We start from the raw sequence: 12831 nt of genomic DNA on the forward strand, positions 1-12831 counted from the left end.
ATCACTTTGGCAAGTACTACTGCGATGCCATTTTTTATTGTAATAAATTAAGTCTGAGCTAATTTCCATTCTGCTTTTAAAAGGTCCAATTTCCTCTCTTTCCCCCCCTTTTCTAAATGTTTTTTAGCAATGTAATTTGTGATTTTTGGAACCTAAATATATCCATACCATTACAAGATGTTAGTTAATTAATAAACTGAACGTACAGTTCATTAATTAACTAAAATATATACTAAACGTTTAGTTTTGTAAATAGGCTATTTCGTTTTTTGTTCGTATTAAGTATACTAAACGTATAGTTTATGTTTTGAAAGGGATGATTAATGTGCAAAGTAAAAGAGGTCGACCACGTAATATTGAAACCCAAAAGGCCATCCTTTCTGCGTCCTATGAGTTATTATTGGAAAGTGGCTTTAAAGCAGTCACAGTCGATAAAATTGCAGAACGTGCTAAAGTCAGCAAAGCTACGATTTATAAATGGTGGCCAAATAAGGCTGCTGTGGTAATGGATGGTTTTCTTTCTGCTGCTGCTGCCAGATTGCCTGTACCTGACACAGGTTCAGCGTTGAATGATATTTTAATTCACGCCACAAGTTTAGCCAATTTTTTAATCAGTCGAGAAGGAACCATTATCAATGAGTTAGTTGGCGAAGGACAATTTGATTCGAAACTAGCAGAGGAATATCGTGTTCGATACTTCCAACCACGTCGACTGCAAGCAAAGCAACTTCTGGAGAAGGGAATTAAAAGAGGAGAATTAAAAGAAAACCTCGATATTGAATTAAGCATCGATCTCATTTACGGACCAATTTTTTATCGTTTGCTAGTAACTGGTGAAAAGTTGGATGATTCCTATGTACATGATTTGGTTATAAACGCCTTCGAAGGGATACGTTTGAGGTAATTAACATATAAACAAAGATTTAGATTTCCACTGTTTCCTATACTGATGTAACTAGTATTAACTTGGTAAATAAAGTATCTAATGTTTTAAAACTGTTGTATATGGGGTTTTCCCCATACCCATCAACTTAAGATTTTGAAATACACCCAAAACGAAAATTTTTTCTCTCTAGTTATATTTCTGAGAATTAAGTTCATTTTTTCGTTTTGGAGAACAATTAATTTTTTAGGGTGATGGATATATATATTGCCCCCTACATAGCTAAAAAGACATATAAAATACACTCTCTTCTCCAACAACTCTTTCTTGTAAATTTAAGAACTATAACTTCGCTACAAATAAAAAGCAGCAACTATACAGTTGCTGCTTGCTCAATTTCTTTTTTTATTTCGACACTTTTAATTTGATGGGCATCTTTAGAAAGAATCTTAAATTCATATTCTTCACTTTTTATTGTCTGTCCTTCTTCGATATCATAATTCTGCATCATAATCCAACCACCAATCGTGTCAACATCCTCATCATTCATATGTAATCCCAGCAAATCGTTTAATTCACTAATGAGCACCTTACCTTCTACTATGAAATGATATTCATTCATTTGCTGAATGGGCGGACGTTCATCTTCGTCATATTCGTCACGGATTTCTCCTACAATTTCTTCTAGAATATCCTCAATGGTTACAATACCAGCTGTACCGCCATATTCATCATGCAATACAGCCAATGGAATACGTTTCTTTTGCATTTGCAGTAAAAGATCATGTATTGGAATGCTTTCAATCGCTTCTATTACTGGACGTGTATACAAGTGTATCGAATCGGATTCTTTAGTTTCTTTATTTATGTAACGAATAAAGAAGTCTTTCACATTCACCATCCCAATGATTTCATCTTTGTCTTCTCCAAATACAGGATAACGTGTGTACTTTTCATGGCGAATTATTTTTATATGATCTGCTAAAGAATTATCTACATGTAGTCCTATAATTTCCGTTCGAGGGACCATAATTTCTTTAGCAATACGATTATCAAATTCAAAAATATTATTTACATATTTATACTCAGCTTGATTAATTTCTCCACGCTCATAGCTTTCAGAGAGAATGAGCCGTAATTCTTCTTCTGTATGAGCCACGTCATGCTCTGATGCTGGTTTTAGGCCGAATAGCCCTGTTATCATCCTTGCAGAGCCATTTAACAATCGTATAAATGGGTACATGATTTTATAGAACCAAATAAGCGGAGGCGAAAGTAATAAAGTAATCTTTTCAGCCTTTTGAATCGCAAATGTTTTTGGTGCTAATTCTCCTACTACGACATGTAAGTACGTCATGATAGTAAAGGCAATTCCTAAAGATAATAAACTTGCAATGGAAGGATTGATATGCACTTTATCAAATAAGGGGTGTAAAAGTCTTTCGATGGTTGGCTCACCTAGTGCACCTAGTCCCATCGCTGTCACTGTAATCCCCAATTGACAAGCTGACAAATATTCATCCAGGTTTGTGGTCACCTTTTTAGCTGCAAGCGCACCTTTCTTTCCTTCTAATACAAATTGGTCAATCTTTGATCCTCTTATTTTTACTATGGCAAATTCTATCGCGACGAAAAATGCTGTAAAAGCGATTAAAACTACTACCATGATTAAACTTAATATGTTCAACTAATCCCCTTAGCTTCCTTGAAACTAAAGGATCCACCTCCTGATAAATTTTTCTCATTCCCTAAATACTGCTGTATACAACTTAAAATATTATTTTATATAACTTAAATTCTCCTAATTATTAGGGGTACTCTGAGAAAATTGAGGTAGTTCAGCCACCTATCCGAGTCAACATCTGATTCCAATAATTTTCCACCGCCTTGATTAAATTATCTACATGCTACCATGTAACATAAATCACCGTCAAACAGCACAATTTTTTTTGAAAATCAAATCAAATTATAAGAAACCTCTGTAATTCAAAATTTTCACATCAAAGATATAAATAAAAAAATCCATATTTACATTCTGAAAGTATTATAAAAATTTAACCTTTATATAGCAGGTACCGATTATTAAAGAAATAATGCAATAAGATTAATATTATAGTTCATCTTCTTCCGCTTTTTTACTATTATATTTACCAAATCCATACATACATAAACCGAAAAGTCCTCCCCATATAATGTTGCCAGTAAGGTCTCTCATAGTAATGGGTTCTCCAGATAAATGCGGTAACAAAGTATATAAAACATAAAACATAAAGCCTGAAATTATCGAATTTCGTATTAATGTTTTATTACTTGTATAACGTAAGTACACTTTTTTTATGCGCATCATTATAAATATATAACATGATGTTATTAAAAGGATAATTAAGGATAGCGTACCAAGTGATGTCACTTCTTTATTTAAAATTACATCATATATTATAGCTCCAAAACAGATAATGCTAGATAATATTCCAGCGTTCGCCATTATTTCAAATGCTGTATTTTGTTCTCGCTCATCAACAGAAGTACCTTTTCCGAAAAGATATAATTTTAATAACTTAGTCATTAATCTTCCTCCCAAAATAAATCATTTAATGTAACATCTAGACTTTTGCAAATTTCAATACATAATTTCAAAGATGGATTGTATTCGCCTTTTTCTATTAGACCGATTGTCTGTCTACTTACATTTGTTAATTTTGCTAATTCCCCCTGTGTCATACCCTTTTCAAGTCGAATTCGCTTTACTTTGGTAAGCATATTAGAAGCCTCCAATACATTTATTTCCTTTGTAATATATATATTACATTAGTAATGTATATACGTCAATAGTTAGAATTTTTAACATCCTATATTTCCAATGATATCCTTCTATACAAATCAACTTTATAAATTTGTATCTATAAAATGAAAAAAACACTATTCTTTTTGTAGAAATATACAGAAAGGATGAAGTTTTTTATGAATATTTCGATTCAAGATGAATTACAACTATTTGCTGAAGAATTACACCAATATCTCTCTCCTTCATTTTTAGAAAGACTTGCTAGAGAACTAGATTTTGTACAACGAAAGCGTAAGTTTTCGGGGCACGATTTAGCCACTATCTGTGTTTGGATTAGTCAACGGGTAGCGAGTGATTCTTTAGTTAGACTGTGTAGTCAACTTCATGCAGCTACAGGAACTCTTATTAGTCCGGAAGGACTCAATAAACGTTTCAATAAAAAAGCTGTTTGCTTATTAAAACATATTTTCTCTGTATTATTAAAAAATAAAATTTGTGAAACATCAGTAATTCCAAGCTCTTCAAGCGCTTATTTTCAACGAATTCGTATTTTAGATGCAACGATTTTCCAAGTGCCAAAACATTTAGCAAGCGTGTATCCTGGATCAGGTGGTTGTGCACAAACAGCGGGTATAAAAATTCAGTTAGAATATGATTTACATAGCGGACAGTTTTTAAATTTTCAAGTTGAACCGGGGAAAAATAATGATAAGACCTTTGGAACAGAATGTTTAGCGACATTACGGCCCGGCGATCTATGTATTCGAGATTTAGGCTATTATTCACTAGATGATTTAGATCAAATGGAACAAAGAGGCGTGTATTATATATCGCGGCTTAAACTAAATAATATGGTGTATATCAAAAATGAGTTTCCTGAATACTTTCGAAATGGGGCAGTAAAAAAACAATCTCAGTACATCAAAGTTGATTTAGAACACATTATGAATACCTTAAAACCAGGACAGGTCCATGAAATAACAGATGGTTATATTGGAAAGGATAAAAAACTATTCACACGAGTTATTATGTATCGATTAACTGAAAAACAACTTCATGAGCGTATGAAAAAACGAGTGTATACGGAAAGTAAAAAGGGCATTACATATTCAGAGAAAAGTAAAAGATTAGCTGGCATTAACATATATGTTACCAATACACCTTGGGAGATTGTTCCGATGGAACAAATACATGATTTTTACTCTCTTCGTTGGCAAATCGAAATTATCTTTAAAACTTGGAAATCACTTTTTCAAATCCATCATTGGCAAAATATCAAACAAGAGCGATTGGAATGTCATATTTATGGAAAACTTATTGCTATATTTCTATGTTCTTCTACTATGTTTAAGATGCGACAGTTGATTTTACAAAAGAAACAAAAAGAATTAAGCGAATATAAAGCCATTGGAATGATACAAGATCATCTATACATCTTATATCAGGCTATACAACAAACCACTCAAGAAATAACAAAAATCTTGTGCCGTCTATTCAGCCTCTTACTGAAAAATGGACGAAAATCTCACAGATATGAGAAGAAAACAGTCTTTGATATCCTGGGTATTATTTATGAGTATAGTGGATTGGAAAAACAAAAGAAAATTGCATAATTTTTAAAATTAGGTTGATTGAGGTTTATTTGGTATGCTCATTTTTCAGGACACAAAATATTTTAAGACTTTTTCCGTTCATATGGACGAAAGTTCATTTTGTTTGGATTCTTAAGTTGATGGGCATGGGGGTTTTCCCCCATATGCATCAGTTTTAAAAAAGGCTTAATCTACAAGCTATTTTGATAACGTAGTATTAACACATCCAAGCTTTATTTAATACCGTTTTTATCATTAGCAAAAACCCTGATTTTTGCTAACACAATTAAGTCTTATTGCCGTTCTTGTTCCATTACTACAAAGACCCAAGTTCCGCTATGATATATTGGAATGAAGTGAAAGATAACATGTTTGTAATAAAATTGTGTACAATGCTAGGATTACCAAAATTGACATTCTATCTTTTGAAAACACAGCGTAAGGATCTACAACAAAATAATGAATCTTGCAATAAAGATGTATCTTATTATGCGATATTACGATTTATTATCGTGAATACATCATAAAACCTAACAGATGTAGAACAGTTCATGAAAAATCAAACTACATACACTTTAAAGCTCTCTCAAGTCTTGTTACTCTTTCTCTGGTTTCCCGCATATTATCGCCCTTAACTTTTCAAGTAATTGTAATAATTTCTCTTTCTCTTGAAATTCTAAAAGGGATAAGTATTTAGCAATATGCTCATTACGAGCGATAATAGTTTCTTCAACTACAGATTCTCCTTTTTTTGTTAGTTCAATGATAACGGCGCGGCGATCTTCTCTATCGTGATAACGATTGACTAATCCTTGTTCAATTAATCGATTAATTGTAACTGTAATTGTACTTGGCTTTACATTCATTTCTCTCGCCAGCTCACTTGCTCTTAATGCACCGTAATAGTTTATAATTTTTAAAATATAAAACTGTGATGTTGTAAGTTTCGGTACTGGTATTTGCTCAAATAACTCCATTTGCATTTTCTTTCCAATGGAAATTACCATTGCTTGAATTTTATCAAGATTATTCATTTTATTACCTCTTTATTTTAATCAGTCAATTTTTAATAAAGTTAAATATTTAACACGCGTAATTTCTTACCTATAAAAAAATCGTCAATCCTTACGTAAAAAGGTTTGCTGATGCTCATACTTTTGAAGTTGTAATAAATTAGAATATTTTCCTTCTCCATAACGCCAGCGCTATCCATATAATAAAAATTATTGATAAAACAATTGTTTCCCCCCATGAAGTTTGAGGTATAGAGACATTCATTCCAAAAAAACTAAATACAAGTGTTGGAACAGTTAAAAAAACGGTGAATAAAGTGAGAGTTTTCATGATATTATTCATCTCATTTGAGATTACCGATGAATATGAATCAGTTATACTATCCAATATTCTAGTATAAAGTTCCGATGTTTTTATTCCTTGAGTGTTTTCAATTATTAATTCTTCTAATAAATCTTTATCATCTTCATATAATTTAATTGAAGTGGTGCGAAGAAGCTTTTCTATTACATCTCCATTTGCCGTTAAAGATGTTAGGAAATAAACTAGACTTTTTTCAATTTCCATTAATTTATACAATTGCGTTTTAGTCACAGAAATCCGCAAGTTCCTCTCAATTTTAATACGTTCTTTGTTTAATTTTTTTAAATTATTATTATATAGCGTTGATATAATTAGTAAAACCTTTAGAGCTAATTGACTCCTCATGTTTGTATTGAAATTATTTTCAATTAAATCCTCCAAAAAGAAACAAGGTTGAGAACAAATAGTAATTATATAATCAGTTCCTAAAATTATACCGATTGGTATAGTAATAAATGAAGCATTGTTCTTATCGGTAATAGGAAAATCATTAATTATTAATGTGCATTTAGTATCCACATCATATTCAATCCTTGCGCTCTCCTCCAAATCTAACGGACTTTCTAAAAATTCAATTGGTGTATTACACTGTTTAGATATATGTTCAAGTTCCTCTTTGGAAGGCGAGCTAATATTTATCCAGCTATTATCCCCAAAGCTATTTTTAATTTCTATGGTACCTTCTCCTGATGATTTGTAGATGCTATACAACAACATTCAACTCTTTCTATTTATAATTAACAGTCTTACATAAGTAAATTATCAATTTATTCTTGTACCTTATTAAGAAACAAATATATATATAACTGATTAAGAACCACTTAAAGCGCTCAATGTTAATTTCTAAATCCCCATAAATTTGAAATCAGTTTTTAAACTATAACAAATAGCATTACTCTTATCGTGGCAGTTAATATACAAGTTTATATTTTACCTATTGAATAAGATGGCAAAAGCGAATATAAGCTCTTGGAATAAATAAAGCGTTTAATCATAGAGAACAAAATATCTTCTTTAGTAGCCTTTCCAAACGTTAAGCTCTATTTTGTAACTCTTGAAAGAAAATGATTTTTCGTTTTTTAAATAATTAGGAGAATTAGAACAAGATTGAAATCTCAATTAAAATGCTAAAAGGATCCTTAAGCTGGTTTATCGTGTTTCCTAAATTATTAGGCAGCAGTATTTTACTATTCGAGAGTGCCATCTTGTAGAAAAATTATATTGTAAGCACCTTACTCGAATATAATATTGATCAAATTAGTCTTTTAATTACTATTTTCATGAAGTCAGTTGATCTTTCAACCATTTGTAAATGATAGGCAAAACTTCTGGTAATTTAGAGGTTGCACAATGGCCAGTATTCGGAATTAAATACACATCGGTATTTGGACGTACTTTGAAAATAAACGTTTCTGCTTGAAGAACGTGAATATCGTCTGATCCATTAATAACCAACATTGGTGTTACCTTGTCATCTTTTTCAAAAACTCCTTGTTCTCTTAATGAAAAAATTTAAACAGCTGATACATTGTTTCAGCATTTGGCGAAGAATTTAGGTGACATGCATTCCCTATGTTTTCTCACGTTCTAATTTTATTTTTATTAATAAATCCTTCAAAGTAACTAAGATAAAAAAAGAAGAAACCGTTATAATTATAATGTTAGGATTAACTTCCATGAATAACGAAATGAAAACGAGTATATATTAAACACATAATTTGTCAACATATAAGTAGATAGTATATAGAGAAATAGTACACTCAAACATAATTTTGCTACTTCTTTTTCATAAAATATATTTATGAATATTCCAATTTTATTAAGCAAAAATATCACCTTCCTGTAACATCATATCTTTTTCCTTATAAATCTAAATTATTAATTTCATTTATTTATAACGCTTTACTATTCCAGCTCTAAAAAAATATTATTAAATCCACACATGATATAATATTTTTAACAAGAATATTCATACTGGAATATTGACCTTACTAATTGTATCAAATGGCATCTAATTATTTATGCTAAGATCTACCTACATAGCGGTAGATTTTGAATGTTTTATTTATATAATTGTAAAAGAGGGTAAACTATGAGGGAAATATTAAGTAAAAATCTACTTAGACATTTGAAATTATTAGAAATTCTATACAGAGAAGTTGGATGGGTTACTTTAAGTAATATAGCAACTTTACTAAAATGTTCAGAGAGAGTACTAAGAAATGATATTCAATTAATAAATAAAGACTTTAAACCTTTTGAAATAGTTACTTCTCAGCATGGGATTACTTTAGTTTATCCATCTGAATATTCTATTTCTCACATATATCAACGAGCTCTATCTATTAGTCCTGAGTTTTCTTTTATGGAACATATCTTTTTTAGAGAAACTGATGATATAAATAGTATTTCGGAAAAACTATTTATTAGTACTTCTTCTCTTAGACGAATAATCAAAAAAATAAATACACATCTAATTCAATATGATATCCAAATTAAAAATAATCCAGTTTCAATAGTAGGATCTGAAGAAAATGTACGGAATTTTATTCTCCATTACATTTATGAAAAATATGGAATTTCACAGCCGCTATTTTCAGAATTACAGTTGGAAACAATTAATGAAATGATAGTATATATGGCAAAGGATAATAGTATTTCCCTGGATTCGCAAAAAATTATAAGACTTAGATACTTATTAATAATCAGTATTTATCGTCTTAAAAATAAACATGTAGTAAATTTAAATGAAAAACTATTTAATAATAGAAATTTAAATATTTTAAAAAACATTCCCTTTTCTCAAAGATTCAAACAGGTATTTCAACTTGATCTAAATAAACAAAGCTTAATGCAAATATTTCATTTCTTTTTGAATAATAAATATGCTTATACCTACGATCAATTAGAATATATATTAAAGGAGAATATTGATAATTCAAGTGTTGTCATTCATGACATTAAAAAACTTTTAAGTAATATCTCAAATAAAATAAATATCCCTATTCAAAATGAAAAAAAATAATAATGAAATTATATAATTTGCAATATAGAGTTAACAGCCCAAATTTCATCTTAAATCGTAATAGAAAATATTTTGCTACTCACGTATCACATGAGTTTATTCATTTTATATTTATTTTAAAAGAGGAATTACAAAATTTTAAATACCATAAAGATTTTAAGTGGACACCCTATTTTTTCAATGAAGTCCTATATATATTGATAACCCATTGGGAAAATGCTTTTTTTGAGCTACTAAATACAATACAACTAATTAAGATTGGTTTATTTTTTGATTCTGATTTTGAACATTCCCTATTCATTAAAGGCATGTTAAATTATCAATTTAATAAATTTATTGAAACAGAGTTAATTGATTCGTTAAGTTTAAGTTCATTTAAATCTTCTATAAAAAATTATGATTTTATTATCACTAATATATCTGGAATTTGTGATTCAGAAGTACCATTGCTTTGTATTAATACTATTCCAATTATGAAAGACTTTACTGCTATCCAAGAGAAACTTTTAATTATGATAAAACAAAAATTCCAAAACCATCAGTATATACTATCCCAAAATCATGATGTTAACTTTTCCTAACTACTTCATCCTTCTTTTGAGTCCATGAAGTAGTCACTCTTTATAAGACGTACTACTACGTCTTATAAAGAGTGAGGAATATTTTATTAATGATATCTTATATATTGATATATAATTCCGTTCCGCTAAAAGTCTTTTATTCTCTTTTCATATCCTACTATTTTTGCATCCGAACGAACAATAGTTAATTAAAATAATGACTTAATACTTGCTAGAACAGTAAGTATTCCTATAACAATTACAAATACATTACTCATTTTCCCTCTGTATTTTGCTAGTACTGGCACTTTACGAATCGCATACATCGGTAATAGACATAAGATAGCAGCGACTAACGGACCGCTAAGAGCATCAATTATTCCAAGAATACTTGGATTTATATAAGTAACATACCAGCATGTTAATACGACAAAAGTAAGAATCATTGTCTTAACTGTTTTCTCTCCTATATCTTTCCCACGTTTTTTACCGGACTTGATAATTATGTCACGCATTACCTCATACGCTCCTATATAATGGCCAAGAAAAGACTTTGTAATAGCCACAAATGCAATGATCGGAGCCGCAATAGTAATTACTGGTGAATTAAGCTCATTAGCAAGATATGATAGGATTGACAAGTTCTGTTCTTTTGCCACCTTAAGATCATCTGGAGTCAAACTTAAAGTACTGCTCCACACAAAGAACATAACAACAACGAATGTCATGATATAACAAACTTTTTGTATTTGAGCACACTTGGCATCAGTAGCTTTTATTCCATACGTAGCTCTCTGTTTCATAACAAATGACGAAATCATAGGAGAATGATTAAACGAGAATACGATGATTGGTAGTATCATCCAAATCGTTCCAAAATACCCTGTTCCAGTTGAAGCAGTAGAAACACTTGAAAAACTTAGCATTGAAGTATTTCATTATAGAAAGAATAACGTATTTTTAGATGAACCAATTAAATTTGTGATTTTTGAATGATAATTAAATTGTATAGACTCGAAATTAAACATATAAATATCCTTTACAATAGCGAATTCTTAATTACATTATAATCCTCTATTGTATCCACATCATAAAATAATTTAGCATCGCTATATACAGTAATCTTACCTTGAAAAGACTTGTCAAAGAAAATGGAGCGCGCACCTTGATCCCCTTTTAGTTTTTTTAAACTCGGAAAAATCCCCTTTGAAAATAAAATTGGTGGCTGTGGTATACCTTGAAAGCTAGCAGCTACATAATCAAGCTGTGGGAGGTGCTCATAACTATCTATTAATGAATTTAAAAGCTTAACTGTGATAAAGGGTTGATCTGCAAGTATTACTACTACTCCATCAGCATTCATACTTTCTGCCTTTTCTAAACCACAATGGAGAGAGTAAGATTGACCCAGACATGATTTTTCACAAGAAAGAATATGAACCCTTTCAACTTGTGTATAATGTAACAACCAAGACGGTTGATTTGAAACTACTATAACATCACTCAAATTGGAAGAAAGTGATGTATGTAATGCTTTATTCCCAAGTAATGTATTTCCAGTTGGAAGGTACAGCTTATGTAACCCCGGACCTGTTCTTCTACTCTTTCCAGCTGCTAGATATATCCCTACTATTTTCATCGTTCTTCATCCTCATTATTTGTATCATTTCTGCCAGAATGCTTATAGCAATTTCCATTGGTCCCTCGGATCCAATGGATAAACCTGCAGGAGAGAAAATCCATTTAGGTTTATCCAGTCCTCCTAGCAAACGTACGGTACGATATCGGGACCCTAAAATACCTAGGTAACGACAAGGATGGTTCTGCAATAGACTAAGTAGTTCTTGATCCCGTTTGAAATGATGTGTCATTATCATTATAAAATCCTGTTTCTTTATAGATATCCTGGATAGAATCTTTTTTGGAAAACCGACAACATGCCTATCCGCTTCTGGAAACCGTAGCGGTGTGCATAATCCCTCTCTCCAATCACAAATAGTAACAAAAAATCCTGTTTTTTTGCTAAGGAGACAAGTGGCTTGGCATCTTCTCCTGCACCAATTACAAACAATTTTGGTCGTGGTTCGAAGCAATATACATATAGATGTTCATACCAACCATTTTTCAATTCAGAAAGTGCTGGAATTTCTCCTTCCCAATCTCCAAATTCACCTCCTTCTTCGCTAAAAAAAAGAGTCTTCGATTTTAATAAATCTTTTATCATCCAAACACGTAGCCCTTTTTCTGTATATCCTCTTACTTTTCGTAAATACTCTTGATATATATAATTCACTTTTTCTAATAATATATAAATAATTCCATTACACCCTACTCCCCATGATAAATCATTTTCTTCCCTCATATCGAATTCATGTATGCTCCATTTTTCATTAATTAAATCTTTAGTATAAAGATAAAGTTCTTCCTCGATACACCCCGCGCTGAGCATTCCAACCTTTGTCCCATCTTCTCCAAATACCATCATTGAACCTTCTTTCCGGTATGATGAACCGGCTACCCGAAGGATGGTTGCAATAGTGCAACCTTGTGGGCTTGCTATTACTGTCTCTAATATCTCATGTATATCAACCATTACAATTCTCCTTTCC

Annotated in this window: 11 protein-coding genes and 2 pseudogenes; 4 read left to right on the plus strand and 9 right to left on the minus strand. The window is 30.9% G+C overall.

Annotated elements, in window-relative coordinates; genetic code table 11:
* The first annotated feature begins 325 nt into the window (after positions 1 to 325).
* On the plus strand, positions 326 to 904 hold the full coding sequence (locus tag PDQ40_RS08310; RefSeq protein WP_001190900.1) for a TetR/AcrR family transcriptional regulator: 579 nt from the start codon (positions 326 to 328) through the stop codon (positions 902 to 904).
* Between the two features lie 352 nt (positions 905 to 1256).
* Here the strand turns inward: PDQ40_RS08310 and PDQ40_RS08315 are convergent, their stop codons facing one another.
* From PDQ40_RS08315 to PDQ40_RS08325, 3 genes are all read right to left on the minus strand, one after another.
* Positions 1257 to 2549, minus strand: coding sequence for a hemolysin family protein (locus PDQ40_RS08315; protein WP_442866578.1), 1293 nt, complete (start codon positions 2547 to 2549; stop codon positions 1257 to 1259).
* 444 nt (positions 2550 to 2993) lie between these two features.
* Positions 2994 to 3449: a hypothetical protein gene (locus PDQ40_RS08320; protein ID WP_069355900.1), complete on the minus strand. Its 456-nt coding sequence runs from the start codon at positions 3447 to 3449 to the stop codon at positions 2994 to 2996.
* Entirely contained in the window at positions 3449 to 3643 is a 195-nt protein-coding gene (locus PDQ40_RS08325; RefSeq protein WP_270691351.1) for a helix-turn-helix transcriptional regulator, read from the minus strand. Before PDQ40_RS08325 ends, PDQ40_RS08320 begins: the two co-directional genes overlap by 1 nt.
* Before the next feature lie 201 nt (positions 3644 to 3844).
* Between PDQ40_RS08325 and PDQ40_RS08330 the strand changes: the two genes are divergently transcribed.
* A complete protein-coding gene (locus tag PDQ40_RS08330; protein WP_270691352.1) occupies positions 3845 to 5281 on the plus strand; it encodes an IS4 family transposase in 1437 nt (478 codons plus the stop codon).
* A 575-nt stretch (positions 5282 to 5856) separates the two neighbouring features.
* Here the strand turns inward: PDQ40_RS08330 and PDQ40_RS08335 are convergent.
* From PDQ40_RS08335 to PDQ40_RS08345, 3 genes are all read right to left on the minus strand, one after another.
* Complete coding sequence (locus PDQ40_RS08335; RefSeq protein ID WP_048556935.1) at positions 5857 to 6294, minus strand: MarR family winged helix-turn-helix transcriptional regulator; 438 nt, start codon at positions 6292 to 6294, stop codon at positions 5857 to 5859.
* 139 nt (positions 6295 to 6433) lie between these two features.
* Positions 6434 to 7348, minus strand: a complete 915-nt coding sequence (locus PDQ40_RS08340) for a magnesium transporter CorA family protein (RefSeq protein ID WP_000286962.1) — start codon at positions 7346 to 7348, stop codon at positions 6434 to 6436.
* Positions 7349 to 7915: 567 nt separating this feature from the next.
* On the minus strand, positions 7916 to 8095 hold the full coding sequence (locus PDQ40_RS08345; RefSeq protein WP_061401891.1) for a hypothetical protein: 180 nt from the start codon (positions 8093 to 8095) through the stop codon (positions 7916 to 7918).
* Between the two features lie 634 nt (positions 8096 to 8729).
* Between PDQ40_RS08345 and PDQ40_RS08350 the strand changes: the two genes are divergently transcribed.
* Both PDQ40_RS08350 and PDQ40_RS08355 read left to right on the plus strand, forming a co-directional pair.
* On the plus strand, positions 8730 to 9662 hold the full coding sequence (locus PDQ40_RS08350) for a helix-turn-helix domain-containing protein (protein ID WP_270691353.1): 933 nt from the start codon (positions 8730 to 8732) through the stop codon (positions 9660 to 9662).
* A gap of 2 nt (positions 9663 to 9664) precedes the next feature.
* Entirely contained in the window at positions 9665 to 10243 is a 579-nt protein-coding gene (locus PDQ40_RS08355) for a hypothetical protein (protein ID WP_270691354.1), read from the plus strand.
* Positions 10244 to 10431: 188 nt separating this feature from the next.
* Here PDQ40_RS08355 and PDQ40_RS08360 read toward each other — a convergent pair.
* The 3 genes and pseudogenes from PDQ40_RS08360 to PDQ40_RS08370 all read right to left on the minus strand — a co-directional run.
* Positions 10432 to 11157: pseudogene (locus PDQ40_RS08360) on the minus strand (hypothetical protein); the annotation flags it as partial.
* Positions 11158 to 11261: 104 nt separating this feature from the next.
* On the minus strand, positions 11262 to 11861 hold the full coding sequence (pucB, locus tag PDQ40_RS08365; RefSeq protein WP_270691355.1) for a xanthine dehydrogenase accessory protein PucB: 600 nt from the start codon (positions 11859 to 11861) through the stop codon (positions 11262 to 11264).
* Positions 11821 to 12815 (minus strand): annotated as a pseudogene (locus PDQ40_RS08370) (XdhC family protein). Before PDQ40_RS08370 ends, pucB begins: the two are co-directional and overlap by 41 nt.
* Between the last annotated feature and the right edge of the window lie 16 nt (positions 12816 to 12831).

The organism is Bacillus cereus group sp. Bc061 (assembly GCF_027715825.1).
Taxonomy (GTDB): Bacteria; Bacillota; Bacilli; order Bacillales; family Bacillaceae_G; genus Bacillus_A; species Bacillus_A paranthracis.